General features: G+C 76.3%; 26 protein-coding genes and 1 riboswitch. Of the genes, 14 read left to right on the forward strand and 12 right to left on the reverse strand.

Translation table 11 applies throughout. The features are described 5' to 3' along the window. Positions 1-1,091 (forward strand): CoA transferase (locus tag PGN05_RS09895; protein WP_419752362.1); only part of this gene is annotated, 1,091 nt, incomplete at its 5' end. Between the two features lie 13 nt (positions 1,092-1,104). On the opposite strand, the gene PGN05_RS09900 is transcribed toward PGN05_RS09895, so the two are convergent. Both PGN05_RS09900 and PGN05_RS09905 read right to left on the reverse strand, forming a co-directional pair. Further along, on the reverse strand, positions 1,105-1,710 hold the full coding sequence (locus tag PGN05_RS09900) for a class I SAM-dependent methyltransferase (protein ID WP_419752363.1): 606 nt from the start codon (positions 1,708-1,710) through the stop codon (positions 1,105-1,107). Then, positions 1,703-3,073, reverse strand: coding sequence for a DNA polymerase IV (locus PGN05_RS09905; protein WP_419752364.1), 1,371 nt, complete (start codon positions 3,071-3,073; stop codon positions 1,703-1,705). Before PGN05_RS09905 ends, PGN05_RS09900 begins: the two co-directional genes overlap by 8 nt. A 147-nt stretch (positions 3,074-3,220) precedes the next feature. Here PGN05_RS09905 and PGN05_RS09910 point away from each other — a divergent pair, with 147 nt between their 5' ends. Then, a complete protein-coding gene (locus PGN05_RS09910; RefSeq protein ID WP_419752365.1) occupies positions 3,221-3,760 on the forward strand; it encodes a hypothetical protein in 540 nt (179 codons plus the stop codon). Beyond that, positions 3,751-5,286 (forward strand): flotillin family protein, encoded by a 1,536-nt coding sequence (locus PGN05_RS09915; protein WP_419752366.1) that lies wholly within the window; start codon positions 3,751-3,753, stop codon positions 5,284-5,286. The genes PGN05_RS09910 and PGN05_RS09915 overlap by 10 nt, the downstream gene beginning before the upstream one ends. Before the next feature lie 5 nt (positions 5,287-5,291). Here PGN05_RS09915 and PGN05_RS09920 read toward each other — a convergent pair whose 3' ends face one another. From PGN05_RS09920 to PGN05_RS09945, 6 genes are all read right to left on the reverse strand, one after another. Beyond that, the gene (locus tag PGN05_RS09920; RefSeq protein WP_419752367.1) at positions 5,292-5,969 is read right to left on the reverse strand and encodes a TenA family protein; all 678 of its coding nucleotides are present in this window, start codon (positions 5,967-5,969) and stop codon (positions 5,292-5,294) included. Continuing rightward, entirely contained in the window at positions 5,966-6,799 is an 834-nt protein-coding gene (gene thiD / locus PGN05_RS09925; protein WP_419752368.1) for a bifunctional hydroxymethylpyrimidine kinase/phosphomethylpyrimidine kinase, read from the reverse strand. The genes PGN05_RS09920 and thiD overlap by 4 nt, the downstream gene beginning before the upstream one ends. Further along, the gene (thiE, locus tag PGN05_RS09930) at positions 6,796-7,458 is read right to left on the reverse strand and encodes a thiamine phosphate synthase (protein ID WP_419752369.1); all 663 of its coding nucleotides are present in this window, start codon (positions 7,456-7,458) and stop codon (positions 6,796-6,798) included. Before thiE ends, thiD begins: the two co-directional genes overlap by 4 nt. Continuing rightward, a complete protein-coding gene (thiM, locus tag PGN05_RS09935; protein ID WP_419752370.1) occupies positions 7,455-8,252 on the reverse strand; it encodes a hydroxyethylthiazole kinase in 798 nt (265 codons plus the stop codon). The genes thiE and thiM overlap by 4 nt, the downstream gene beginning before the upstream one ends. Next, positions 8,245-8,341: riboswitch (TPP riboswitch) on the reverse strand. It overlaps the preceding gene by 8 nt. Continuing rightward, the gene (locus tag PGN05_RS09940; protein ID WP_419752371.1) at positions 8,338-8,583 is read right to left on the reverse strand and encodes a dihydrofolate reductase family protein; all 246 of its coding nucleotides are present in this window, start codon (positions 8,581-8,583) and stop codon (positions 8,338-8,340) included. (Overlaps the previous riboswitch by 4 nt.) Before the next feature lie 211 nt (positions 8,584-8,794). Continuing rightward, positions 8,795-10,522: a helicase gene (locus PGN05_RS09945; RefSeq protein WP_419752372.1), complete on the reverse strand. Its 1,728-nt coding sequence runs from the start codon at positions 10,520-10,522 to the stop codon at positions 8,795-8,797. 121 nt (positions 10,523-10,643) lie between these two features. On the opposite strand from PGN05_RS09945, the gene PGN05_RS09950 reads away from it, so the two are divergent. Further along, positions 10,644-11,489, forward strand: a complete 846-nt coding sequence (locus tag PGN05_RS09950) for an alpha/beta fold hydrolase (protein WP_419752373.1) — start codon at positions 10,644-10,646, stop codon at positions 11,487-11,489. A gap of 210 nt (positions 11,490-11,699) precedes the next feature. On the opposite strand, the gene PGN05_RS09955 is transcribed toward PGN05_RS09950, so the two are convergent. Further along, complete coding sequence (locus PGN05_RS09955) at positions 11,700-12,284, reverse strand: DUF222 domain-containing protein (protein ID WP_419752482.1); 585 nt, start codon at positions 12,282-12,284, stop codon at positions 11,700-11,702. Next, positions 12,268-12,915, reverse strand: coding sequence for a DUF222 domain-containing protein (locus tag PGN05_RS09960; RefSeq protein ID WP_419752374.1), 648 nt, complete (start codon positions 12,913-12,915; stop codon positions 12,268-12,270). Before PGN05_RS09960 ends, PGN05_RS09955 begins: the two co-directional genes overlap by 17 nt. Positions 12,916-13,212: 297 nt before the next feature. Here PGN05_RS09960 and PGN05_RS09965 point away from each other — a divergent pair, with 297 nt between their 5' ends. The 8 genes from PGN05_RS09965 (at position 13,213) to PGN05_RS10000 (ending at position 21,182) form a co-directional block, all read left to right on the forward strand. Next, positions 13,213-13,740 (forward strand): DUF4190 domain-containing protein, encoded by a 528-nt coding sequence (locus PGN05_RS09965; protein WP_419752375.1) that lies wholly within the window; start codon positions 13,213-13,215, stop codon positions 13,738-13,740. 60 nt (positions 13,741-13,800) lie between these two features. Then, positions 13,801-14,673 (forward strand): helix-turn-helix domain-containing protein, encoded by an 873-nt coding sequence (locus PGN05_RS09970; protein WP_419752376.1) that lies wholly within the window; start codon positions 13,801-13,803, stop codon positions 14,671-14,673. Beyond that, positions 14,670-15,065, forward strand: a complete 396-nt coding sequence (locus PGN05_RS09975) for a VOC family protein (protein ID WP_419752377.1) — start codon at positions 14,670-14,672, stop codon at positions 15,063-15,065. Before PGN05_RS09970 ends, PGN05_RS09975 begins: the two co-directional genes overlap by 4 nt. After that, positions 15,062-15,385 (forward strand): hypothetical protein, encoded by a 324-nt coding sequence (locus PGN05_RS09980; protein WP_419752378.1) that lies wholly within the window; start codon positions 15,062-15,064, stop codon positions 15,383-15,385. Before PGN05_RS09975 ends, PGN05_RS09980 begins: the two co-directional genes overlap by 4 nt. A gap of 46 nt (positions 15,386-15,431) precedes the next feature. Next, entirely contained in the window at positions 15,432-17,066 is a 1,635-nt protein-coding gene (gene pgm / locus PGN05_RS09985; RefSeq protein WP_419752379.1) for a phosphoglucomutase (alpha-D-glucose-1,6-bisphosphate-dependent), read from the forward strand. A 10-nt stretch (positions 17,067-17,076) separates the two neighbouring features. Continuing rightward, positions 17,077-18,150 carry a M20 family metallopeptidase gene (locus PGN05_RS09990; RefSeq protein WP_419752380.1) on the forward strand — a complete coding sequence of 358 codons (1,074 nt, stop codon included), beginning with the start codon at positions 17,077-17,079 and terminating at the stop codon, positions 18,148-18,150. Between the two features lie 145 nt (positions 18,151-18,295). Then, positions 18,296-18,910: a TetR/AcrR family transcriptional regulator gene (locus tag PGN05_RS09995; protein WP_419752381.1), complete on the forward strand. Its 615-nt coding sequence runs from the start codon at positions 18,296-18,298 to the stop codon at positions 18,908-18,910. Positions 18,911-18,932: 22 nt separating this feature from the next. Continuing rightward, positions 18,933-21,182, forward strand: a complete 2,250-nt coding sequence (locus PGN05_RS10000) for an MMPL family transporter (protein WP_419752382.1) — start codon at positions 18,933-18,935, stop codon at positions 21,180-21,182. A 28-nt stretch (positions 21,183-21,210) separates the two neighbouring features. Here the strand turns inward: PGN05_RS10000 and PGN05_RS10005 are convergent, their stop codons facing one another. Then, entirely contained in the window at positions 21,211-22,098 is an 888-nt protein-coding gene (locus PGN05_RS10005; protein WP_419752383.1) for a diguanylate cyclase domain-containing protein, read from the reverse strand. Positions 22,099-22,238: 140 nt separating this feature from the next. On the opposite strand from PGN05_RS10005, the gene PGN05_RS10010 reads away from it, so the two are divergent. Next, positions 22,239-23,174, forward strand: coding sequence for a hydroxymethylglutaryl-CoA lyase (locus tag PGN05_RS10010; protein ID WP_419752384.1), 936 nt, complete (start codon positions 22,239-22,241; stop codon positions 23,172-23,174). Positions 23,175-23,206: 32 nt separating this feature from the next. Continuing rightward, positions 23,207-23,728 carry a flavin reductase family protein gene (locus tag PGN05_RS10015; protein WP_419752385.1) on the forward strand — a complete coding sequence of 174 codons (522 nt, stop codon included), beginning with the start codon at positions 23,207-23,209 and terminating at the stop codon, positions 23,726-23,728. Positions 23,729-23,741: 13 nt separating this feature from the next. Here the strand turns inward: PGN05_RS10015 and PGN05_RS10020 are convergent, their stop codons facing one another. Next, entirely contained in the window at positions 23,742-26,027 is a 2,286-nt protein-coding gene (locus tag PGN05_RS10020) for a SpoIIE family protein phosphatase (RefSeq protein WP_419752386.1), read from the reverse strand. Between the last annotated feature and the right edge of the window lie 69 nt (positions 26,028-26,096).

Below are 26,096 nucleotides of genomic sequence, written 5' to 3' on the forward strand. Positions count from 1 at the left end.
ACGGCGTGCGGGCGGTGCTCACCGAGGTCACGGCGTCGGCGGCCGCGGTGGCGGCGGGCTCGGAGGAGTTGAGCGCCTCCTCGGCCCAGATCGCCGCCGCGGCGGAGGAGACCAGTGCGCAGTCGGCGGTGGGGGCCGGCGCGGCGGAGGGGGGTTCCCCCGGGGTGGGGGCGGGGGGGCGGAGCTGGGCGGCCGAGGAGCGGGACGCGGCCGTCGTGGCGGCCGGGGGCGCCGCGGCCGCCGTCCGGACGCCGGAGCGGTGGGCGGCCGCCGAGCCGGGGCGGGCCGTCGCCGCCGCGCCGCTGGTCGCCCTCCGCCGGACGGCGGACGGCCCGGCGCGCGCGACCTCGCCCGCCGGCCTGCGGGTCCTGGACCTCACCCGGGTCATCGCCGGGCCGGTCGCCACCCGCACGCTGACCTCGCACGGGGCCGACGTCCTGCGCCTCGACAGCCCCCGCCTGCCCGAGGACCCGGGCCAGCTGGTCGACACCGGGCCGGGCAAGCGGCACGCCCGGCTCGACCTGGCGGTTCCCGCCGACCGGCGGACGGCGGAGGAGCTGCTGGCCGCCGCCGACGTCGTCGTCCAGGGGTACCGGCCCGGGGCGCTCGCGCCGTACGGGCTGGACCCCGCCGCGCTGGCCGAGCGGCACCCGCACCTGGTCGTCGTCAGCCTCTCGGCGTGGGGGACCGCCGGCCCGTGGGGCGGGCGCCGCGGCTTCGACTCGCTGGTGCAGGCCGCGACGGGGATCGCCGTCCGCTGCGGCACCGCGGGAGAGCCCGGCGTCCTCCCCGCGCAGGCCCTGGACCACGCCACCGGCCACCTCGCCGCCGCCACCGTGCTGGCCGCGCTGGTGCGGCAGCGCGCGGAGGGCGGCGGCTGGCACGGCGAGCTCTCGCTGGCGCGGACGGCGCACTGGCTGCTCGCGGCCCCGGTGCGGGCGGAGGTCGGCCGGGGTCCGGACGACCCCGCGCCGCACCTGCTGTCCCTGCCCTCGCCCGAGGGCGCGGTCACGCTCGTGGCGCCGCCGGGCTCCCCGCCGTGGCGGTTCCCGGCCGCGTTCGTCGACGTCCCCGCGTGGCGCCCGCGCTGACCGCGGCCGGCGCTCAGGCCGGGCGGAGGACGGCGACCAGGAAGTCCGACCCCGGCGTGAACGGCCGCAGGTCCCACGTGGACAGCAGCAGGTCCGGCGTCCACCCGGCGGAGCGCGCGTCGGCCAGGAACTGGTCGAACTCGTAGCCCCGGCCGGCGCCGAACCCGATCGCCGCCCGGCCGTCGTCGGCGACGTGCGCCCGCATCCCCCGCAGCACGGCGACCCGCGTGCTCGGCGCCAGGAACGCCATCACGTTGCCGGCGCAGACGATCGCGTCGAACGGCTCGGGGATGCCCAGCGCCGGCAGGTCCAGCTCGGCGAGGTCGCCGACCAGCCACCGCGGACCGGGGTGGTCCTCCTCGGCGGCGGCGATGAGCACCGGGTCGACGTCCACCCCGACGACGTCGTGCCCGAGCGCGGCCAGCCAGCCGCCGACCCGGCCCGGACCGCAGCCGGCGTCGAGCACCCGCGAGCCCCGGGGCAGCATGGCGTCCACCAGGCGGGCCTCCCCGCCGAGGTCGAAGCCCTGGGCGGCGAGGTCCCGGAACCGCCGGACGTAGGCCGCCGAGTGGCCGGGGTCCTCCTGGGTCATCCGCACCCACACGCTCTGCTCAGCCACCGGTCGCCTCCACGGGGTCGATCGTCGCCGATCGCCAGTCCGGCGGATCGGCGGGGTGCAGGGCGGGGTCGTCGGCGCGCAGCGTACGCACCGGTCCCGGGGCGGTGCGCGGGCCCTCGAAGCGGACCGTCACCCGCCCCAGCCCCCGGCCCCACACCCAGCCGGACCCCAGCTCGTCGTGCCGCACGTCCTGCCCCGGCCACCAGCGGACCTCGGTCGGCGGCAGCGCCGCCGGCTCCTCCGCCTCGTCGGGCGTCGCGGGGTCCTCGGCGACCGGCTCGTCGTCGGCGGCGAACAGGTCGCCCTGCGCGTAGAGGGAGAGCCCGGAGACGCCCACGCCGAGCAGCCGAAGCCCGCCCTGGGTGCCGGCCTCGGTGAGCAGCCGCCGGGCGATCGAGGCGATCACCCGGGCGTCGTCGGTGGGCTGCGGCAGCGTCTGCGAGCGGGTGAGGGTGGTGAAGTCGTAGCGGCGCAGCTTGAGGGTCACCGTCCGCCCCGAGTACTGCGACCCGCGCAGCCGCCCCGCCACCCGCCCGGCCATCGCGTCGATCTCCCGGCCGAGGACGGTCAGGTCGGTGAGGTCGCGCTCGAAGGTCTCCTCCTGGGAGACGGACTTCGCCTCGCGCTCGGCCACCACCGGCCGGTCGTCCTCCGCGCGGGCCAGCGCGTACAGCCCCGAGCCGTGCGCGCGGCCGGCGAGGGTCACCAGGTCGGTCAGCGACCTGGCCGCGAGGTCGCCCACCGTGCGCACGCCGACCTGGTGCAGCCGCTCGGCCGTCGCGGGGCCCACGCCGCCCAGCCGGGTCACCGGCAGCGGGTGCAGGACGTCGAGCTCCGACCCGGGCGGGACGACGACGAGCCCGTCGGGCTTGTCCAGGTCGGAGGCGATCTTCGCCATGAGCTTCGACGACCCGATCCCGACCGAACCGGACACCCCGCCGGTGGCCGCGGCGATCCGCTCCTTGAGCCGGGCGCCGAGCGCGGTCACCCCCGCCACCGACAGGTCGGAGCCGGCGGGGCCGGCTGCCAGGTCGACGTATGCCTCGTCGAGGGAGGCGGGCTCGACCAGCGGGGACAGCTCGCGCAGCAGCTCCATGACGACGTCGGAGGTGCGGCGGTAGGCGGGGAACCGGCCGCCGAGGAACGCCGTGCCCGCCGGGCACCGGCGGCGCGCCTCGGCCGTCGACATCGCCGAGCGGGCGCCGTAGGCGCGCGCCTCGTAGGACGCCGTCGCCACCACGCCCCGGCCGCCCACGCCCCCGACCACCACGGGCCGGCCGCGCAGCGAGGGCTTGTCGCGCTGCTCGACGGCGGCGAAGAACGCGTCGAGGTCCAGGTGCAGGATGCTCGCCTCCCGCCGCACGCCCCGCACCTCCCCCTCGTCCGCCGGTCCGGCCCATCGTCCCCGTCCTCCGAGCGGGTGATGCGGACGCCCCCGTGCCGGATCGGCTTGATCACGATCATCCCCGGCTGCCAGGCTCGGCCGGCACACCGACGGGGAAGGGGCAGCGTGGCGGTCGTCTTCCTCGTCGTGGGTGCGCTCGGCCTCGGGATCCTGCTGCTCTCCCTGATCGTGGGCGAGATCGGCGACCTCGCCGGGGACGCCGACGGCCCGTTCTCCGTGCCCGCCGTCGCGGCCCTGCTCGGTGGCGTCGGCTTCGGCGGCGCGGCGGCCGCGTCCGTGCTGCCCGACGGGCTGCCCGACGCCGGCCGGGTGCTGCTGGCGCTCGGCATCGGGCTGGCCGTCGCCGCGCCGCTCGCCTGGGGTGCGGTCCGCCTGTCGCGCGGGCTGCGCGACATGCCCACCGCCCCGACCCTCACCCGCCACCACCTGGTGGGCACCCAGGGCGTCGTCGTCTCGGCCGTGCCCAGCCCCGGTCTCGGCGAGGTCCGCCTGGTCGTCGCCGGCCAGCAGTTCAAGCTCGCCGCCCGCAGCGACGTCCCGCTGCCGACGGGCACGCCCGTGTACGTCGTCGAGGCCCTCAGCGAGACCGCCGTCCAGGTCGTCTCCACCGCCCCCGAGACCGGAGGACCCCGTCCGTGGACCTGACCCTGCTCATCGCCATCGGCGGCATCGCGGTCCTCGTGCTGCTGCTCGTGCTGTTCGTGCTCTCCCGGATCAAGGTGGCCGGGCCCAACCAGGCCTTCCTCGTCACCGGCCGGCAGGGCCGCGAGGTCACCAGCGACTCGGGGGTCACCTCCCGGGACGCCTCCGGGCAGAAGGTGGTCCTCGGCGCCAGCGTCTTCGTGCTGCCCGTCGTGCAGAAGCTGCACACGATGGACCTCTCCAGCCGGCGGATCCCGGTCGGCATCCGCGGCGCGGTGTCCAAGCAGGGCGTCAAGTGCGACCTGGAGGGCGTGGCCATCGTCAAGGTCGGCGGCACCGAGGACTCCATCCGCGCCGCCGCGCAGCGCTTCCTCAACCAGCAGGAGGGCATCGACACGTTCACCTCGGAGGTGCTCGCCGGTGCGCTCCGCTCGATCGTGGGCCGGCTGACGATCGAGGAGATCATCCGCGACCGCGCGGCCTTCGCCTCCGCCGTCGCCGAGGAGGCGGAGTCCTCGCTGACCGGGCAGGGCCTGGTCCTGGACACCTTCCAGCTGCAGGACATCCAGGCCGAGGGCAGTTACCTGGCCGACCTCGGCCGTCCCGAGGCCGCCCGGGTGCAGAAGGAGGCCAGCATCGCCGAGGCTCGCGCCCGGCAGGCGGCCCGGCAGGAGCAGCTGCTGGCCGACGAGGCGATCGCCGTGGCCCAGCGGCAGCTGGCGCTCCGGCAGGCGGAGATCACCGCCGAGACCGACGCGGCGACGGCCCGCGCGGCCGCAGCCGGCCCGCTCGCCCGGGCGGCGCAGGACCAGGCGATCCTCGTCGAGCAGGAGAAGGTCGCCGTCCGCACCGCGGCGCTGACCGAGCGGCAGCTGGACACCCAGGTCCGCCGGCCCGCCGACGCGCAGCGCTACAAGGTGGAGCAGGAGGCCGAGGGCCGCAAGAACTCGGCGATCCTCACCGCCGAGGCGCAGCGGCAGGCCACCATCGCGGGCGCCCAGGCCGCGGCCGAGCAGGCCCGGCTCTCCGGTGAGGGCGAGCGGGCGCGCCGGTCCGCGCTCGCCGATGCCGAGGCGATCGAGGGCGCCAAGCGGGGCGAGGCGGAGAAGCTGCGGCGGCAGGCGGTCGCCGACGCCGTCGAGCGCGAGGGCGCGGCCGAGGCGGCGGCGATCCTCGCCCGCGGCCAGGCGGAGGCCGAGGCGCTGGACGCCCGCTCGGAGGCCTTCGCCAAGTACGGCGAGGCGGCGATCCTGGAGATGCTGGTCAAGGTCCTGCCGGACGTCGTCCAGGCGGCCGCCGCACCGCTGGCCGGCGTGGACAAGATGACCGTCATCTCCGCCGACGGCGCGGGCTCGCTCGGCCGCTCGGTGGCCGCCAACGTCGCGCAGGGGCTGCAGCTGTCGGGCGACCTCACCGGTGTCGACGTCGCGGCCCTGCTGCGCCGGCTGGGCGGTGCGGGCACGGCCGGTGCGGACGGCGCGGTCCGGGTCCCGATCGTGCCGGCCGACGGCGAGCCGCCGGCCCGCTGACGCGGTCAGCCCGGGAGGGCCCAGCTCTCCCGGGCGTGCGCGGCGGCCCAGAACGCCAGCTCGTACCGGACCGCCACCGCGAAGGCCCGCTGCATGGCGGCCTCCTCCTGCGGTGCCGCGGCGGCCGCGGTGTCGGTCAGCCGGCGGGCCGCCCGCGCGCTCGCCTGGAACGACCGCGCGCCGTACGCCTCGACCCAGCGCCGGTAGGGGTGCGCGGGCGCCGCGGCCGCCGCCCGCGCCAGCTGCCCACCGACGTGCGCGTAGACCCAGTAGCAGGGCAGGACGGCGGCGGTCGCGACCGCGTAGGGCGCCGTCGCCGCCGTCGCGACGAGGTACGAGACATAGCCCAGGCAGGTCGGGGACTCCGCCAACGGCGCGTCCGGCGCCGGGTCGCCGAGCGCGCCGGCGCCGAGCAGGTCGGCGTGCAGCTGGGTCTCCACGGCGGCGCACTCCGCGGCCGAGGTGGCCCAGAAGGCGGCCGCGGCGGAGTCGGGCGCCCGGGCCGCGAGCAGCGCGAGCGCGCGGGCGTAGCCGTCGAGGTAGAGCGCGTCCTGCTCCAGGTAGTGGCGGAACGCCTCGGGCGCCAGCGTGCCGGCGCCCAGCTCGGCGAGGAACGGCAGCCCGTCGATGGCCCGCCGGAGGTCGGCGGTCGCCGCCCAGGCGCGCTCGCTGAAGGTGGTCACGACGGCCAGATCCCGGCGAAGTGGTGCACCGGTCCGTGCCCCGAGCCGATGCCCAGGCCCGCTCCGCCGGTCAGCGCCGCCTGCAGGTAGTCCCGGGCCCGCTCGACGAGGGGCAGCCAGTCGGGGGCGCCCCCGGCTCCGGCTCGATGGGCGGCGAGGGCCGCCAGGGCGGAGGAGAGCGTGCAGCCGGTGCCGTGGGTGGCGTCGGTGGTCACCCGGGGGCGCCGGGTGGCGGTCGCGCCGTCCGCGGTCACCAGGACGTCGACGCTCTCCGCGCCGCCGAGGTGCCCGCCCTTCAGCAGCACCGCCCCCGGACCCAGCGCCAGCAACGCCGTCGCCTGCTCGACCAGCCCGTCGAGGTCGGTCGCGGGGGCGACGTCCAGCAGTGCCGCGGCCTCGGGCACGTTGGGCGTCACCAGGTCCGAGACCGGCAGCAGGGCGGTGCGGACGGCGTCCACCGCGGCCTCGTCGATGAGCCGGTGCCCGCTGGTCGACACCATCACCGGGTCGCAGACGACCGGGCCGGCGGGGCGACCGACGAGCGCGTCCGCGACGACGGTGACCACCTCCGCGCTGCCCAGCATGCCGAGCTTGGTGGCGTGCACCTCGACGTCGTCGAGGAGGGTGGCCAGCTGCAGCGCGACGAACTCCGGCGGAACGGCGTGCACCCCGGTCACCCCGCGGGTGTTCTGCGCGGTCAGCGCGGTGAGGACCGCCGTTCCGTAGGCGCCGAGCGCGCTGAAGGTCTTGAGGTCGGCCTGGATGCCGGCTCCGCCGCTGGGATCGCTGCCGGCGACGGTCAGCGCGACCGGGACGGTCGGGCCGGTCACGCCGGCACCCCGGCGCCCACGGCGCGGCGCAGCTCCCGGGCCGCCGCCTCCGGGTCGGTGGCCGCGCAGACCGCCGACACCACGCAGAGGCCGTCCACGCCGGTGGCCGCCACGGCGGCGGCGTTGCCCGCGGAGATGCCGCCGATGGCGACCGCGGCCAGGCCGCCGGCGCGGGCGGCGGCGGCCAGCGTGCGCGCACCGGCCGGTCCGAGGCCCGGGGCGGCGTCGGGCTTGGTGGGGGTGGCCCACACCGGGCTCAGGCCGACGACGTCCACCGTGCCGGCCGGCAGGGCGAGCACCGCGTCCAGCTCGGCGGCCGAGGAGACGCTCACGCCGACCAGCCGCCCGGTGCCCAGCAGCGCCCGCGCGCCCTCCGGCGGCAGGTCGTCCTGGCCGACGTGCACCCCGTCGGCGCCGGCGAGCAGGGCGACGTCCACCGCGTCGTTGACGACCACCGGCACGTCGGGCCGGTCGGCCAGCGCCGCCCGGACGGCGCGGGTCAGCGCCAGCAGCTCCCGCCGCGGCGCGGTCTTGTCGCGGACCTGGACGGCGGTCACCCCGCCGGCCACCGCGGCCCGGACGACGTCCGCGACCGGGCGCGGCCGGCACAGGGCGGTGTCGGTGACCAGGTAGAGGGTCCAGTCGACCGGGCGGCTCACGGCTCCTCCCGGACGTCGGCGGACGCCAGGGAGTCCCCGTCGAGGGCGTCGAGCGCGTCCAGCCAGGCCGGGGTGAACGTGCCCGGCCCGTCGGCGACGTCGGCGGCGATCTCGGCGGCGAGGGCCACGTGGGCGTGCGCGGCCACCGTGCCGGCCAGCGGGTCGCGGGTGGCCGCGACGTAGGCCGCCACGAGCGCGCCGAGGGCGCAGCCGGCGCCGGTGGTGCGGGTCAGCAGCTCCGATCCCCCGCCGATCCGCACGGTGCGCCGGCCGTCGGTCACCAGGTCCACGGCGCCGCTGACGGCGACCACCCCGCCGGTGCGGCGGGCCAGCGCGGCGGCAGCCGGGGCGGCGTCGTCGGCGCCCGCGGTGCTGTCCACCCCGCGGCCGCCGGCGCCCGCACCGGCCAGCGCCATGACCTCCGAGGCGTTGCCGCGGACCACCGCCGGGCGCAGTCCGGCCAGCTCGGTCGCGAGCTCGGTGCGGTAGACCAGGCCGCCGACCGCGACCGGGTCCAGGACCCACGGCGTGCCGGCCGCGCCGGCCGAGCGGGCGGCCAGCCGCATCGCCTCGGCGGTGCGCGCGTTGACGGTGCCCACGTTGACGAGCACGGCCGAGGCGACGGCGGCGAAGTCGGCCGCCTCCTCCGGGGCGTCGACCATGGCCGGCGCGGCACCGACGGCCAGCAGGGCGTTGGCGGTGAGGGCCTGCACGACCGTGTTGGTCAGGCAGTGCACCAGGGGGGTGGTGGCGCGCAGGGCCCCGCGGGCAGCGCGCAGAACGTCGGCATCCACGCCGTGACATCCCTTCGCCAGTACGAACTGGAGCAGGTTCGACGGGTGTGCTCTCAGTCCCCGCGGCGGGGACACCCCGTGTCACTTACGCCCCCGAACCTACCCGCCGAGCCGACCTCGGGCGTCGGCGCCTGCTGCGCCAGCTGACGCGGCGGTAGCGGATGTGGTTGCTCAGCGGGGAGTGCAGCACCTCGACCGGTTCGAAGCCGAGGGTCTCGACCCCGTCGAAGATGCGCTCGCCCGCACCGAGCAGGACCGGCGCGATGTCGAGGGTGAGCTCGTCGATCACCCCGGCGATCAGTGCCCGTCGGACGGTCGAGGCCCCGCACACTCCTCGTCCCCGTCCCCGCGGATGGGGCCGAACACGTTCCGACCCATCACGTACGCGCCCCGCGGGCGCATGAGCCACTCGTTCGCGATCCGGTCGGCGTCGTTGGCCAGTGGGTCGCCGATGTGCCAGCCGTGCAGCTCCCGCCCCCGCCTGCCCAGCGGGTCGTCGCGGCTCTGGTCCGGCCCGGCGACGGACCCCTCGCGTGCCGTGCTCAGGCGTCGGTGAGCGCGGCGGGCGGCAGCCAGTCGGCCTCGAGCAGCTCCGCGATGTCCTGCAGGGACGACGTGTCGGCGCCCGCGGTCGACCCGCTCACCGCGAGCCGCTCCACCATCACCCGGGCCACCTGCTCCTCGACGGTGTCCTCGGCGAAGGCGACCCGCCACGGCGAGACCTGGCCGTCGCGGTGGGTGCGACCGGTGACCTGGCGGGCCTGGATGCCCGAGAACCGCGGCTGGTGGAACAGCCCCACCCGGGGCGTGGCCGAGGCCGGTGCGCCGCTGGGCAGCAGCTCGCCGGCGTGCAGGCTGATCGAGGCGGTCACGGTGAACACGCAGACGGGCGCCGCGCCGGTCTGGAAGCGCAGCCGCTCGGCCTCGACGTCGAACCGGTCGCGGCCGTAGATCGAGGCCACCGGGATGCCGGAGTCCAGCAGGGACTCGCGGATCGGGTCGGCCGCCGTCTCCACGAACTCCACCGACACCGCGACCTGCCGCTCGGCCTCCACCTGGGCCCGGACCCAGTCGACGGTGGCCTGGGCGCGGATCAGCCCGGCCTTCTGCCGGAACCGCAGCAGGGCGGCCCGGCCGCGGGCGGTCTGCCGGGCGCGCCGCGCCAGTTGCATCTCGGCGCGGAACTCCTGCCACTCCGACTCGTAGGCGGCGCGCTCGGCCGGGGTCAGGGCCACCGGCGTGCCGGTCACCGACACCGGGCCCCACGGCGCGGGGCGGTGCAGGGTGGCCGGCGGCCGGCCGTCGGCCAGCCAGCCCTGCAGGCGGGCCAGGTCGGTCCGGCGCTCGTCGGGGTCCTCGGTCCAGGCCCAGCCGTAGCGGCCACGTTCCACGTGGAACCGGTGCTCCGCGAGCTTCTCCGCCAGGTCCGACCACGCGCGCAGCGGCTCCCCGTGCTGCTGGGCGAACTGCGGTGCCAGGTAGGGCAGCTCCAGCGGCGTGTGCGCCGGGGTGGCGGTGGCGGCGATGACGAACGGCGCGTCCTTGACCCGGCCGGCACCCGAGACGGCCTTCCAGTGCTTCCAGCGCTGGGTGGTCGTGTGCCGCACCATGTGCGCCTCGTCGGCGATGACGACGTCGAACCGCAGCTCGGCCACCTTGGCCAGCCGGTCCCAGGTGGTGACGCACCAGCGCAGCCCGCCGTCGCCGAAGCCGGCGATCGAGCGGGTCCAGTGCGGGATGGTGATGGCGGCGGGCCGGTCGGCGACGACGAGCACGCTGCGACCGCCGCGCAGCTCGCAGATCTCCCGGGCGGCGAGGACGGCCGTGCCGGTCTTGCCCACCCCCGGGTCGTCCCCGAGGAGGAACACCCGGTGCCCGGCGGCGGCGGAGGCGACGACGGCCTCGGCGCCGGTGGCCTGCTCCTCGCGCGGGACGAGGGGCCGACCGGGGGGCACCGGTCGCGGCGTCGCGTTGAGCTCGTCCTCGAGGAAGCGCTCGAAGGTGTACGGCGGCGGGTCGTAGGGGGCGAGCTCCGGCGGCAGCTCCCGGCCGACCCAGACGTGGGCCTGCAGGTCCGGGCGCCACTGCGCGCCCGGTGCCGGGGCACGGAAGGGGACGGCGAGCACCCACACCCGCTCCCCCGGGCCGGCGACCGGCCGCTCGGGTGCGGGCTTCGCCGTCCGGCGGGGTGCCGGCTTCCGGCGGGTGGTCGTCGTCGTGCGGGTGGTGCTGGCCGAGCGGGTCGTCGTCCGGCGGCGCCGTCCGGGCATGGGTGTGCTCTCCCTTCGTCGGTTGACGGACCCGGGCGCATCGCAGCGAGGAGCAGCCAGTGTCTTCGTCGGCCGTCGACGGTAGGCGGAGGGGACGACGGGATCTGGTGGAATCGCCGACGTGACGGCGAACCCCGAGGAGCGGCTGCACACACGCACGCTGGGCGAGGCCGGCCCGCGGGTGGTGTTCGTGCACGGGCTGTTCGGCCAGGGCAAGAACTGGACGACGATCGCCAGGGGGCTGTCCGGGGACCACCGGGTGACGCTCCTCGACCTGCCCAACCACGGGCACTCGCCGTGGACCGACCGGGTCGACTACCTGGACATGGCGCGCCTGGTCGCCGACGAGCTGCGCTCGTTCGGGGAGCCGGTGACGCTGATCGGGCACTCGATGGGCGGCAAGGTGGCGATGCAGCTGGCGCTGCGGCACCCCGAACTGCTGCGCGCGCTGGTCGTGGTCGACATCAGCCCCACCGAGTACCCGGTGTCGGGCGGCCGCACCGACGACCCGGACGAGGAGGCCTCGCCGTTCGGCGCCTTCATCGCCGCGATGCGGGAGCTGGACCTGGACTCGCTGGCCAGCCGCGAGGCGGCCGACGCCGCGCTGCGCTCCGCCGTCCCGAGCCGGATGGTCCGCTCGTTCCTGCTGCAGAGCCTGGTCCGGGAGGGGCTCGGGAGTGACGGCGGTTGGCGCTGGCGGCTGAACCTCGAGCTGCTGGGCCGGGACCTGGAGGAGCTGCGGGGCTTCCCGGAGCCGCCGCCGGGGGCCCGCTACGACGGTCCGGTGCTCTGGATCGCCGGCGCCAACTCGCACTACGTCCTCCCCGAGGACCGCACGAGGATGGACGAGCTCTACCCGAACACCCGGCTGGTGCGGATCAAGAACGCCGGCCACTGGGTGCACTCCGAGCAGCCCGAGGTCTTCCTGGAGACGCTCAAGCGCTTCCTGGAGCGGGTCGAGGGCTGACCTCCGAACCTCGAGCCCCATGGGTCGTGGTTCGCGAGGTCCTCATGGCGACGGGCACGGCGAGAGTCGCTGAACGAGGTCGTGCCGTGGTCGACGAGCCGGAATGGGATGACACCTCCGCGAGCCGCGGCCTGACGCAGCCGATGAGGAGGTCCTTCCTGACCTCGGCTTGTCGGGAGGCGAGACCATGCGGCGGGCGCGCCGCCGTCGTCACGGACCGGCGCGACTGAGGACCTCCGTGCCGTCCGGTCGCCAGGTGCGCCAGCGACTCGTCCCGGCGTCCCGGGCGACGGAGAAGCCGCCCTCGTGACAGGCGGTGTGGTGCCGTTCGCAGAGCAGGGCGCCGTTCTCACAGCTCGTCGGACCGCCGAAGGCCCAGTGCACGACGTGGTGGACGTCGCACCACTCGGGGAGGGCGTCACATCCGGCGAAGACGCAGTGTCCGTCGCGGATCTCGACGGCCCGGCGGATCGCCGCGCTCGCCGTGCGCTGCGCCCGGCCGACGTCCAGAGGCAGCCCGTTCGGCCCGGTGAGGACGCGGACGACGCCGGCGTCGCAGGCCAGGCGCCGTGCCGTCTCCGGGGTGATCGGCCCGGCCCAGCCCAGGTTCCCCCCGGCCACGCCGGGGGCTCCGCGGGCAGCGCAGAGGGCCTGCCAGTCGATGGGAACGCGCACGTGTGGGCGCTCTCCGCGGACGTCGGGCAGCCCGCCGCCGTCCAGGGCGCCGCGAGCCAGGGCGACCAGCGCGTCGGCCTGCCGCTCGGCGGAGCTGCGGGGATCACCTGTCGGGGCGATCGCCGTTCATCAACGCGGCCAGTGCGGTGTGCAGGTACTCGCCGCCGACGGCGTCCAGGTTCCCGCGGAGGTGCACCCGCCCGTCGAGGCCGGCGGCCATGGTGAGGCGGCGGCGGGTGTCGGCCGCGTCGTCCAGGGCGCCGTCGGGATCGACCCCAGCCACCCACCGAGGCACTGCTCGCGCCGTCTCGTGCGGCGCGGTCTCCCGCGCCAGGTCGGCCAGGATCCGGTCGGTGTCGGCGATCTCGATGCCGGCGTCGACGGCCTTCGCGACCCGCCGAGGAGTCATGGCGCCGGTGATCACCCACGCGTGCGTGGCGGTGATCCGTCCCGCGGCGAAGGCAGCGGCGGTGGACGGCAGCTGCTCCAGCCGGCGCCCGGTCGCGACGATCGCCGTCGCGTCCGCCGGTGCCAGTCGGCAGATCCCGAGGAGCCAGCTCGCCATCGACACCGCGCCGTCCCGGCGGTGGGCCTCGCGGCGGTCGGCCGCGCGCACGGCGGTGGTGAGGACGGCGGCAACGCGGTTGGCCGCGGTGCTGAGCTCTCCGACCAGGTCGAGCAGTGCGTCCGGGGACAGCTCGTCGAGGTCGATCCCGGCGAGGTCGTCGAGGGCCGAACGCAGCTCGGACACGCCCTCGCCTCCTCCCGTAGACCACCGGATCGTTCCTCTGACAGTAGGCCGGGGGTACGACACGAACCGCAGGTCAGCGCGGTGGAGGCCAGGTGGACGACGGCGGTGACGGTGACGTCCCGACGCTCCCGTACCGAACCCGGACCGAGCCTGGACCGGGCCGCCGGCCGAGGTGGTCATGCCCCCTTCGGAGTGGCGTGGTTGGTCGCGGGATCGGCCGGCTCGTACCGTGTCGGCCGGATGGGCGCCGGCGCACGACGTGGCCGGTGCCGACGCAGGGACGACGGGGGACGACGCATGACGCACGAGGGCCCGCAGCACGCCGGCGCCGACGAGACACAGGGCGGGTCGGGCTCCGGGCCGGCGTACGGCGGCGGACCCGTGTCCGGTGGCACCGCCTGGACGCCGCAGACCGGCGACCCGGCGCCCTACGGCGGCACCGCCTGGACGCCGCAGACCGGCAACCCGGCGTCGTACGGCGGCCAGCAGCCGGCCCCGTACGGCAGCTATCCCGCCGGCCCGGGTGCGCCCTACGGCCAGCCGCCGGCCGGTCCCTTCCCCGGGGCCCAGGTCCCCTACGGCTACCCGTACGCGCCGCCGCAGCGCACCAACGGGCTGGCCATCGCCTCGATGGTGCTGGGCATCCTGTGGATCTACTGGATCGGCAGCATCCTGGCGCTGGTCTTCGGCTACGTCGCCCGCAAGCAGATCCGCGAGCGCGGCGACAGCGGAGACGGCATGGCCATCGCCGGCATCGTCCTCGGCTGGGTGGGCGTGGGCATCCTGACCATCGCGCTCATCGCGGCGATCGGCACCAGCGTCTAGTCCCTCCTCCCGGCGGGTGGACCGCTGGAGCGACGCGGACCGCCCTGCCATCCTGGGGTCGTGACCAGCGAGTTCGTCGCGCAGCGGCCGCACCCGGCCCTGCGCGGGGTGGTCGCCGGCGCGGTCGGCTACCGGCAGGACGGGGTGCCGGCCGGCGTGCACCGCGGGTTGCCCTCGCCGTTCCTCACCCTCGTCCTGCCGCTCGACGCGCCGCTGCAGATAGTGGCGCACGCCGACCCGCGCCAGCCGCCCGGCGCGTTCGACACGGTGCTCGGCGGTCTGCACACCCGCCCGGCGCTGATGGCCCTCCCGGGTCGCCAGGAGGGACTCCAGCTCGCGCTCACCCCCCTGGGCACCCGCGCCCTGCTCGGCGTGCCGGCGGGGGAGCTGGCCTCGGTCGACGTGGGGCTGGACGACGTCCTCGGGTCCCCGGTGACCGCCGAGCTGCTCGACCGGGTGCGGTCGGCGCCGGGCTGGCCGGGCCGGTTCGCCGCCGTCGAGGAGGTGCTGCGGCGCGAGGTGCTGCGGCGCCCGGTCCGCCCGGCGGCCGGCCCGGCCCCCGAGGTGGCCGAGGCGTGGCGGTTGACGCTGGCGACCGGCGGGCGGCTGCGCGTGGCCGAGGTGGCGGCGCGGGTCGGCTGGTCGGAGCGGCACCTCACCGCACGCTTCCGGATCGAGACGGGGCTGGCACCGAAGGAGGCGGCCCGGGTGGTCCGCTTCGACCGCGCGCGGCGGGCGCTGGCCGCCCGGGTGGCCGCCGGGCGCCGTCCCGACCTGGCCGCCCTCGCCGCCGCGTCCGGGTACGCCGACCAGTCGCACCTGACCCGTGACTGGCGGGCGTTCAGCGGGCTGTCGCCGCTGCGCTGGCTGGCCGCCGAGTTCGGATTCGTCCAAGACCAAGCCCCCGTTCCCCGGGCAGGCTCGGCGGCATGACTCCACCCGCACCGACCGTCTGGCCGGCCTTCGGCGCGGCCGACGCCCCCGCCCTCATCCGCTTCCTCGTCGACGTCCTCGGCTTCGAGGAGACCCTCGTCGTCCGGGACGGCGACCTCGTCGTCCACGCGGAGCTGGCCTGGCCGCCCGGCGGCGGGGTCATGCTCGGCTCGGTGCGCGACGACGGCGGCTGGCCGGTCGCCGCCGGCGTCAGCGGCGCCTACCTGGTCACCGACGACGTGGCGGCCGTCTGGGACCGCGTGCTCGCGGCCGGCGCCGAGGTGCTGCGCCCGCTCGCCGACGTCCCGCACGGCGGCAAGGAGTTCAGCGTCCGGGACCCCGAGGGCAACGCGTGGAGCGTCGGCGACTACCGCGGGGAGCCCCGCCAGTGACCCAGGACGAGGTCCGCGCGCTCGCCCTCGCCCTGCCCGGGGTCACCGAGGCCGACCACCACGGCCGGCCCTCCTTCCGCCTGGGGACGGCGGTGCTCGCGACCGTTCCCGACGAGAGCGCGCTCAACGTCATGGTGGACGAGTCGGAGGCGCGCGCCGCCGAGGGCGGTCCGGTCCGCCTGCTGTGGTGGGGACGGCGGCTGTCGGGGGTCCGGATCGAACTGGCCGAAGCCGACGCCGGACTGGTCGCCGAGCTCCTCGAGGAGGCCTGGCGCCGGCGCGCTCCGGCCAGGCTGCTCCGGTCCCGGCCGCCCGACTGACGCCGCCGGCTCGCGGTGCCGCCCGACCGCGGGCCAGGATCGGCGCATGACCGACCCCCGCGCCGGACAGCCCGCCGCCCCCAGCGACCTCGTCGACGTCGCCGCGCTGGTCACCGCCTACTACACGCGGGAGCCGGACCCGGCCGACCCCGCCCAGCAGGTGGCGTTCGGGACCAGCGGCCACCGCGGGTCGTCGTTCGACGCGGCGTTCAACGAGGCGCACATCCTGGCCACCACCCAGGCGATCTGCGAGTTCCGCGCGGCGCAGGGCTACGACGGCCCGCTGTTCATCGGCCGGGACACCCACGCCCTGTCCGAGCCGGCCTGGGCCAGCGCGCTGGAGGTGCTGGCCGCCAACGACGTCACGGTCCTGGTCGACGCCGCCGACCGGTACACGCCGACGCCCGCCGTCAGCCACGCCATCCTGCGGGCCAACCGCGGCCGCACCACCGGCCTGGCCGACGGCATCGTCGTCACCCCGTCGCACAACCCGCCCCGCGACGGCGGGTTCAAGTACAACCCGCCCTCCGGCGGCCCCGCGGACACCGACGCCACCAAGGTCATCGCGGCGCGGGCCAACGAGCTGCTGCACGCGGGGCTCGACGGCGTCCGGCGGGTCCCCTTCGCGCGGGCGCGGGCCGCGGCGCAGGCGCACGACTTCCTCGGGGACTACGTCGACGACCTGCCGTCGGTGCTCGACCTGGACGCCGTCCGCGACGCCGGCGTGCGGATCGGCGCGGACCCCCTCGGCGGCGCCAGCGTCGACTACTGGGGCGCGATCGCCGAACGGCACCGCCTGGACCTCACGGTGGTCAACCCGCTGGTCGACCCGACGTGGCGGTTCATGACGCTGGACTGGGACGGCAAGATCCGCATGGACTGCTCCTCCCCCAGCGCCATGGCGTCGCTGATCGACAAGCGCGACCAGTTCCGGATCGCCACCGGCAACGACGCCGACGCCGACCGGCACGGCATCGTCACCCCCGACGGCGGGCTGATGAACCCCAACCACTTCCTCGCCGTCGCGATCTCCTACCTGTTCAGCCACCGCGACGGCTGGTCGCCCGACACCGCCGTCGGCAAGACGCTGGTCTCCTCCTCGCTCATCGACCGGGTCGTCGCCGGCCTGGGCCGGCGCCTGGTGGAGGTGCCGGTCGGCTTCAAGTGGTTCGTGCCCGGGCTGCTGGACGGCTCGGTCGGCTTCGGCGGCGAGGAGTCGGCCGGAGCGTCGTTCCTGCGGCGGGACGGCAGCGTCTGGACGACGGACAAGGACGGCATCCTGCTCGCCCTGCTGGCCAGCGAGATCCAGGCCGTCACCGGCCGGTCGCCGTCCCAGCTGCACGCCGAGCTGACCGACCGGTACGGCAGCTCCGCGTACGCGCGGATCGACGCCCCGGCCAGCAGGGAGCAGAAGGCCGCCCTGGGCGGGCTGTCGCCGGACGACGTGACGGCGACCGAGCTGGCCGGCGAGCCGATCACCGCGAAGCTCACCCGCGCCGCGGGCAACGACGCGGCGATCGGCGGACTGAAGGTGGAGACCGCGAACGCCTGGTTCGCCGCCCGCCCGTCGGGCACCGAGGACGTCTACAAGGTCTACGCGGAGTCCTTCTCCGGCCCCGAGCACCTGGCGCGCGTCCAGGAGGAGGCCCGGCAGGTGGTCACCGCCGCGCTGGGCGGCTGAGGTGGCCACCGTGGACCTGCTGGGCCTGCTGCGCGAGCTCGTCGCCCGGACGACGGTCTCCGGGGACGCCCGGGCGCAGCGCGACGCCCTCGGCACGCTGACCGACGTCCTCCGGGACCGGGCGCCGCACCTGGAGGTCACCACGGGCCGCGACCCCGACCACCCGTGGACCCTGCTGCGCACCCCCACCGACCCCACCCGCCGGCAGCTCCTGCTCGCCTGCCACGTCGACACCGTGCCGGTGCCCGACCCCGGGGCCTGGTCCCGGGACCCGTTCGGCGCCGAGCTCGACGGCGGCCGGGTCTGGGGCCGCGGCGGCAGCGACATGAAGGCCGGGGTGGTCGCCGCGGTCGCCGCACTGGCCGCCGCCGACCCGGAGACCCCGGCGGCCCTGCTGCTCACCAGCGACGAGGAGATCGGCTCGAAGGGCGCCGCCGCCGCGGCCGCCGCCGTCGCCGAGCAGTCGATCGGCGCGGTCGTCGTCCCGGAGGCGACCGGCAACCAGGTCGTCCTCGGGCACAAGGGGGCGCTGTGGCTGGCGGTCCGGACGGCGGGGCGCGCCGCGCACGGCAGCACCCCCGAGCGCGGGCACAACGCCGTCCTCGACCTCGCTGCGCTGCTGGGGCGGGCCGGCGGGACGCTGCCCTTCCGGACCGATCCGTTCCTGGGCACCGAGACGTGGAACCCCGGCGTCGTGGCCGGCGGGACGGTGCCCAACGTGGTCCCCGAGCGCGCGGAGGTCGTCATCGACATGCGCACCGTCGCCGACGGCGGCGAGCTGCTGGACTGGTGGCGGACGCAGCCCGAGGTGGCCGACGTCGAGGTGCGGGTGGACCTGCCGCCGGTCGGCACCCCGGCCGACGACCCGTGGGTGGCCGGCCTGCCTGCTCCGGTGCTGCCCGCCCCGGCGACCTACTTCACCGACGCCTCGGTGCTCGGCCAGGTCGTGGGCGGCGCCCCGGTCGTGGTGTGGGGCCCCGGGACGCCCGCGGTGATGCACGCCGTCGACGAGTACGTCGAGCTCGCTGAACTGGAGCAGGCCGCGGCCGCGTTCACCGAGGTCGCGGCCCGCTGGAGGGGCTGACCCAGCGACGATTCCCGCGGAAACCGCCGCGACCGGAGCGTCGGTTTCCGCGGAAATCGACCCCGGACCCCGGCCGCGCCGAAGCTCCCGGATGTCGGGCAGCACACAACTCGATACACCCGCGTATCCGATACAGTCGTGCATCGTGACGACGACCGACCTGGACCGGCCCAAGCGCCGGCGGGCCGTCACCGTCGAACGGCTGCTCGACGCCGCGCTGGCCACCTTCGCCGACGTCGGGTTCGCGGCGGCCAGCGTGGAGGACATCTGCCGTCGCGGCGGCTTCACCCGCGGCGCCTTCTACTCCAGCTTCCGGACCAAGGACGAGCTGTTCGCCGCCCTCTACGCGCGGGAGACCGGCCGGGAGCTGGCCCGCGTGGAGGAGCAGCTGGCGGGCATCGAGTCCGAGCGGGACCCGGTCGCGGCCGCCGTCGAGCGGTGCCTGTCCACGTTCCGCGCCGACCGCACCTGGGTGCTCGTGCACACCGAGTACGCGCTGCACGCCGCCCGCTCGCCGGAGGCCGCCGCGGCCCTGCGCGAGCACACCGCCGCCCTGCACGCCCGCCTCACCGACCTCATCGAGCGCTCCGTCGCCCGCCTCGGTCTGCGCCTGACCGTCCCGGCGGGGCAGCTGGCGCGCATCGTGCTCGCCCTGCACGACGGGATCGTCGTCGCGCAGGCCACCGACCCCCACCGGCCCGAGGACTCCCTCGAGCACACCGCGCTGCTGCTCCTGCTGCGCGCGGCCGTCTCCGCCTGACCCCCGAGGACCGAGGACACCCATGGCCACCCTGCTCGCCCGGCTCGGCCGGGCCGCCTACCGCACCCGCCGCCTCGTGACGGCGATCTGGGTGCTCGTGCTCGCCGGCGTCGTCGCCGTCCTGGTCACCGTGGGTGGCCAGTTCGACGACCAGTTCACGATCCCCGGCTCGGAGTCCCAGGCCGCCCTCGACCGGCTGTCCGAGCTCCAGCCGGCCGCGGCCGGGGTGAGCGCGCAGATCGTCTTCGTCGCCCCCGAGGGCGCCACGGTCGCCGAGCCGCGCTTCGCCGCGGCCATCGCGCAGGTCGTGGCCGAGGCCGCCGACGCACCGGAGGTCGCGGCGGTCGCCGACCCCTTCACCAGCCAGTCGATCACCCCCGACGGCCGCGCCGCCCTGGCCACCGTCGAGTACACGGTGCAGCGCGAGGGCCTGGCCGAGGGCAGCCTCGACGCCCTGCAGGAGACCACCCAGGCCGCGGAGGACGCCGGCCTCGAGGTCGCCGTCGGCGGCGGCGCGTTCGGCACCACCGGTGTCGAGATCGGGCCCACCGAGTTCGTCGGCGTGGCCGTCGCCGTGCTCGTGCTGGTCCTGACCTTCGGCTCCCTGCTGGCCGCCGGCATGAACCTGCTGACGGCGATCGTCGGCATCGGCGTGGGCCTCGGCGGGCTGCTCGGCGCCTCGAGCCTCATCTCCCTGTCGTCGACCGCCCCGACGCTGGCGCTGATGATCGGCCTGGCCGTCGGCATCGACTACGCGCTGTTCATCCTGTCCCGGCACCGCACCCAGCTGGCCGCGGGCATGGACCCGGAGGAGTCCGTCGCGCGGGCCACCGGCACGGCCGGGACCGCGGTGGTCTTCGCCGGGCTCACCGTGGTCATCGCGCTGTCGGGCCTGGCGGTCGTCGGCATCCCCTTCCTCACCGTCATGGGCCTGGCCGCCGCGGCCACGGTCCTGGTCGCCGTGCTGGTCGCGCTCACCCTGCTGCCGGCCCTGCTCGGCTTCGCCGGCCGCCGCCTCGCCCCGAAGCCGGGCTCGCGGGCCGCGCGTCGCGAGGGGGCGCTCTCCGCGCACGAGCGACCCGGGCGCTCCATGGGCGAGCGCTGGGCCGGGCTCGTCATCCGCCGCCCGCTGCTGACCGTCCTGGTCACGGTCATCGGCCTGGGCGTCCTGGCGATCCCCGCCGCACAGCTGCAGCTGGCGCTGCCGGACAACGGCGCGGCCGCCGAGGACGCACCGCAGCGGCGCGCCTACGACCTGATCAGCGAGACCTTCGGCCCCGGCGTCAACGGCCCGCTCGTCGTCCTCGTCGACGGCCTGGAGCCCGCCACCGCCCAGCAGGCCGCCGGGCAGGTCGCGGTCACCCTGGGCGGGACGCCCACCCAGACCCCCGGCCAGTTCGAGGGCGGGCTGGACGACGTCGCCTACGCCGTTCCGGTCGCGCTGCCCGAGGGCACCGCGGCGCTGGTCACCGTCATCCCCGAGAGCGGGCCGCAGGAGGAGGCGACCAGCGACCTGGTCGCCGCGCTGCGCGCCCTCGCCCCGGACCTCGAGGCGCAGACCGGCGCGGAGGTCTCGGTCACCGGCCAGACCGCCGTCGCCATCGACGTCTCCGACCGGCTCAACGACGCGCTGCTGCCCTTCGCACTGGTCGTCGTCGGCCTCGCGGTCGTCCTGCTGCTGCTGGTGTTCCGCTCGATCCTGGTGCCGCTCAAGGCCGCCGTCGGGTTCCTGCTGTCGGTGGGCGCCTCGTTCGGCGCCGTGGTGGCGGTCTTCCAGTGGGGCTGGCTGGCCGACGTCTTCGGTGTGCCGACGACCGGGCCGATCATCAGCTTCATGCCCGTCATCCTCATGGCGGTGCTCTTCGGCCTGGCCATGGACTACGAGGTCTTCCTCGTCTCCCGGATGCGGGAGGAGTACGTGCACGGGGCCTCGCCGCGGCAGGCGGTCCTGGGCGGCGCACGGCACGCCTCGCGGGTGGTCGTGGCGGCCGCGCTGATCATGTTCTCGGTCTTCGCGAGCTTCGTGACCATCGACGACGTCATCGTCAAGGCGATCGCCTTCGGCCTGGCCGTCGGCATCCTGCTGGACGCCTTCGTCGTGCGCATGACGCTGGTGCCCGCCGTCCTGGCGCTGCTGGGCCGCTCCGCCTGGTGGCTGCCGCGCTGGCTGGACCGCGCGCTGCCCGACCTGGACGTCGAGGGCGCCAAGCTTGGCCCGGCCCCGACCCCTGACGCCCCGGCGTCGCGCCACCCCGAGCCGGCGGTCCCCTGAAACAGGATCCCCGGTAGGGGGTCCTCTCTCAGCGGCGGCGGGCGGCCTTGTCGGCGTACATGGCGTCGTCGGCCTCGCGGATGAGCAGCTCGTAGGCCAGCTCGGGGTCGGTGCCGCCGGCCACCGTGCCGATGCCGATGCTCATGCCCAGCACGATGGTCCCGCCGTCGATCCGCAGCGGCTCGGTGACGGTGTGCTGCAGGCGCTGGGCCAGCACCTCGCCGTCGGCCCGCTCGCTGTTCTCGCACACGATGCTGAACTCGTCGCCGCCCACCCGGGCGGCGGTGTCGCTGGCCCGCAGCACCGAGCGCAGCCGCTCGGCGAAGCCGACCAGCACCTGGTCGCCGACCGGGTGCCCGTACTGGTCGTTGATCTCCTTGAACCCGTCGAGGTCGATGCCGAGCAGGCAGGTCGGGGTGCGCTCGCGGTGACCGCGCTCGAGGGCGTGCCGCAACCGGTCGCCGAACAGGATGCGGTTGGGCAGGCCGGTCAGCGGGTCGTGCAGCGAGCGGTGCACGAGCGCGGCCTCCAGCGCCTTTCGCTCGGTGATGTCCTCCACGATCGCGACGATGTGCGGCGGGTCGCCCTCCGGCGTCCCCTCGACCCACGACGACGTGACCTGCACCGGGACCGCGCTGCCGTCCTGCCGCACCAGCCGGGTCTCGTGCCGCATCGTCCGGCGCCGCTGGACCAGCTCCGAGTACGCATCGGCCGTGGACGGTGCGTCGTCGGGGTGGATCAGGTCGAGCACCGAGCAGCCGTAGAGGTCGTCGGTGCTGCGGCCCAGCATCGAGGCAAACGCCGCGTTGACGTCGACCAGCAGCCCGGACGGCGTGGCCAGCACGATGCCCATCGGCGCGTTGGCGAACGCGCTGCGGCGGTCGGCCGGCGGCAGCGTGCCCATCGCGTTCGTCAATCTCCACCTCCGTGCCGGACATCCTGCGCCAACAGGGGCCTCTCGCTGCAGGTTCTCGACGTGGGGGTTCCCCGGCGAGTTCCACGTGGAACCTGCTGCAGGGGCAGGATGGGGGCTGCTACCGACGAGGAGGTCCGCGCGTGAACGAGTTCGACCTGGTGCTGCCGGCCGCCGTGGACATCCGCGAGGTCGGGATGCGCGACGGCCTGCAGCTGGAGGCGCCGGTGCCGCTGGAGGGGAAGCTGGCGATGCTCGAGGCGCTGGTGGCCACCGGCGTCCGGCGCATCGAGGCGACCTCCTTCGTCTCCCCCAAGGCCGTTCCGGCGCTCGCCGACGCCGACCAGGTGGCCGCCGAGCTGGGCCGTTGGGGCGACGTGCAGTGGTCGGCGCTGGTCGCCAACCCCCGCGGCGCCACCCGCGCGGTGGACGCCGGGGTCGCCGACCTCGAGTACGTGGTCTCGGCTTCCGACGGGCACAGCCGGGCCAACGCCGGCCGCTCGACCGCCGAGGCCGTGGGCGCGGTCGCCGAGATCACCGCGCTGGCGCACGGGGCAGGCGGGTCGCTCGAGGTGGTCATCGCCACCGCCTGGGACTGCCCGTTCGACGGCCGCACGCCCATCGCCCGCACCGTCGACGTCGCCCGCGCCGCGGTCACCGCCGGTGCCGACGCGCTGTGCCTGGGCGACACGATCGGGACGACGACGCCGCTGCGGGTGGTCCAGCTGCTGGACGCGGTCCGCCGCGCCTGCCCCGGGGTGCCGGTCGGCGTGCACTTCCACGACACCCGCGGCACCGGCCAGGCCAACGCGCTGGCCGCCGTCCAGGCCGGGGTCACCCAACTGGACTCCTCGGTCGGCGGCCTCGGCGGCTGCCCCTTCGCCCCCGGCGCCAGCGGCAACATCGCCACCGAGGAGCTGGTCTACCTGCTGGAGGAGTCCGGCGTGCGGACCGGACTGGACCTCGACGCCGTCCTGGCCGCCGCCCGGGTCACCGAGGACGCCGTCGGGCACGAGCTGCCGAGCTCGCTGTACCGGGCCGGGGGCCGCTCGGTCCCGCGCTCCCAGCCGGTCGGCTGAGCCGGCCGGTCGGCGCATGGTTTCCTGACCCCATGAGTGACGCGCACCCGGGAACGAGCGGCGCGGTGGAGATCGTGGACCCCCGGGTCATGCGCGACGTGCTCGGGCACTTCGCCTCCGGGGTCACGGTGGTCACCGCCACCACCGGCGAGGGGCCCATCGGCTTCACCTGCCAGTCGTTCAGCTCGCTGTCCCTGGACCCGCCCCTCGTGGTGTTCGCGCCCGCCCGCACGTCGAAGACCTGGCCGCGGCTGCGCGACATCGGGCGGTTCTGCGTCAACGTCCTCGCCGAGGACCAGACCGGCCTGTCCGGGACCTTCGCCCGCTCCGGCGAGGACAAGTTCGCCGGTGTCCACTGGCGGCCCAGCAAGCTGGGCCAGCCGGTCCTGGACGACGTGGTGGCGTGGATCGACTGCGAGCTGTGGGCCGAGTACGACGGCGGGGACCACACCCTCGTCGCCGCCCGGGTGCTCGACCTGGGGGCCGACGCGGGCCGCCGGCCGCTGCTGTTCCACCGCGGCGCGTACGGCCTGCTGGGGACGCCGGAGGACTGACCCCGGCGGGGGCCTAGCCGAAGCGGACGGCGATCAGCGCGACGTCGTCCCGGCCGTCCAGGGAGCCGGCGACCGCGGCGTCGCAGAGCCGGCGCGGGCCGGCGTCGGCCGGAGCGGCCGCCACGCGGGCGACCAGCTCGGCGATCCCCTGGTCCAGGTCGGTGCCCGGGCGCTCGACCAGGCCGTCGGTGTACCCGAGCAGGGTGGTCCCCGGCGCCACGTCGAGGTCGGTGCTGCGCCGGTGCGCGCGGTCGTCCACCCCGACCAGCAGGCCCGTGACGCCCGCCAGCACCCGCACCGCGCCGGTCGGCTCCCGCAGCAGCAGCGGCGGGTGGCCGGCGCTGGCGACGTGCAGCCGCCAGGCCCCGCCCGGCTCGGCCGGTGGGACCGCGCGGGCGTAGACGAGGGTCGCCATGGAGGCCACGCCCAGGCCCTGGACCAGCCGGTCGACCCGGGTGAGGACGACGGCGGGGTCGGGGTCGGGCGCCTCCCACACGCAGGCACGGATCAGCCCGCGCAGGTGACCCATCGCCGCGGCGGCGGCCACGTCGTGCCCGACGACGTCCCCGATGACCACGCCCACCGAGCCGTCGGGCAGCTGCAGCAGGTCGTAGAAGTCGCCGCCGACGTCGGCGGCGGTGGAGGCGCTGACGTAGTGGGCCGCCGACTCCAGCCCGGCGATCTCGGGCAGCGTCGGCAGCAGGGACCGTTGCAGGGTCTCCGCGACGGTGTGCTCCTGCTGGTAGAGGCGCACGTTGTCCATCGCGAGCGCGGCCCGGCGGGCGAGGTCCTCGGCGAGGTCGACGTCCTCCTGCGTGAACGCGCGGTCCGCGTCGGTGCGGCCGAGCACGAGGGCGCCGCGGGTCCGGCGACGGGCGGTCATCGGCACGGCCAGCACCGAGGCCGCGCCCAGCCGGCGGGCCGCCTCCCGGGCCGCCGCCGAGCCGAAGAGCCGCTCCAGCTCCTCCCCGGCCCGCTCCACCCGCACCGGGCGGGCGGTGGCGATGGCGCGCCGGGTGAGCGAGTTCGCCGGCAGGTGCGGAGCCTGCGCGGCGCTGAGCAGGCGCAGGTCCGCCTCGTGGCCGTCGCGGTGCCGAGCGGCGGTCTCCTGCACCGTGCCGGCGTCGTCGAGGAGGATGACGAACACCCAGTCGCCGAGCACCGGGACGCACAGCCCGGCCAGCCGGTCGAGGACGCTGCCGAGGTCGAGGGTGGCGATCAGCGTGGTCGTCGCCTCGGCCATGAGCGCCAGCCGGACCTGCACCCGCTCGGCCTCGGCGCGGGCCCGCTCCGCGTCGGCCTGTGCCTGCTCGGCCGTCGCCCGGGCGAGCTCGGCATCCCGGCGGGCGGCCCGTTCGGCGGCGAAGGCCGCCGCCCGCTCCCCCTCGACCCGGACCCGCTCGGTGACGTCGGTCTGCACGCCGACGAAGCTGACCAGCTCCCCGTCGCCGTCGAAGACCGGGCTGACCGACAGGTGGTTCCAGAAGGCGGTGCCGTCCTTGCGGTGGTTGAGCAGCGTCGCGGTGACGGCGCGCTGCTCCCGCAGGGCCGCCCGGATGTCGGCCACGGTGGCCGGGTCGGTGGCGTCGCCCTGGAGGAAGCGGCAGTTGCGGCCCACCGCCTCCCCGTACTCGTAGCCGGTGATGCGGGTGAACGAGGGGTTGACCCAGATCAGCGGGTCGTCCGGCTGCCGCGGGTCGGTGATGGTGAACGCGATGTCGGTGGCCAGGACGGCCCGCTCGCGCAGCGCCTGCAGGTACCGGTCGGGGTCCTCGGGCGGGACGCCGGGGTCCACGTCGAGCAGGACGACGAGCGACAGCTGCTGCTCGCTGTCGGGCCGGGAGAGCGGGAAGCCGGTGACCCAGAGCAGGTGGTCGCCGGCGCCGTCGTCGTCCGCGGAGCGTTCCGGCCGGGTGCTGCGGCCCGGGGACAGGCGCACCGCCTCGCCGCTGACCGGCTGCCCCTCGGCGACCAGCGACAGCGGCCCGCTCGTGGCGGCCAGCGGCTCCCCGCCCAGGTCGGTGAGGCCGGCGGCGGCACCCCAGGTGTCGATGTCGACCGGCAGGGCGACGTTGCCGGCCATCTCCACCGCGGCGGTGTTGGCGTAGGTCACCAGGCCCGTGCCGCGGTCGATGACGAGCACCGCGACCGGGACGTCGGCGAGCACCCCCGGCAGCGCCGCAGAGGCGGCACCGGAGCGCCCGTGCCGGCTGACCACGGCGGTGGCCGCGCTGACCACGTCGGCCTGGTCGCCGGCGGGGGACGGCGGGAGGGGCGACGGGTCCCGCACCTCCTGCACGGGGAGCACACTAACCCGCACGGCACCGCCACGGAGGGCGCGGGGACCGCTCGGACCTGCGGTTCCACC

Origin of the sequence: Geodermatophilus sp. CPCC 206100, assembly GCF_048569675.1 — a bacterium.
GTDB lineage: Bacteria > Actinomycetota > Actinomycetes > Mycobacteriales > Geodermatophilaceae > Geodermatophilus.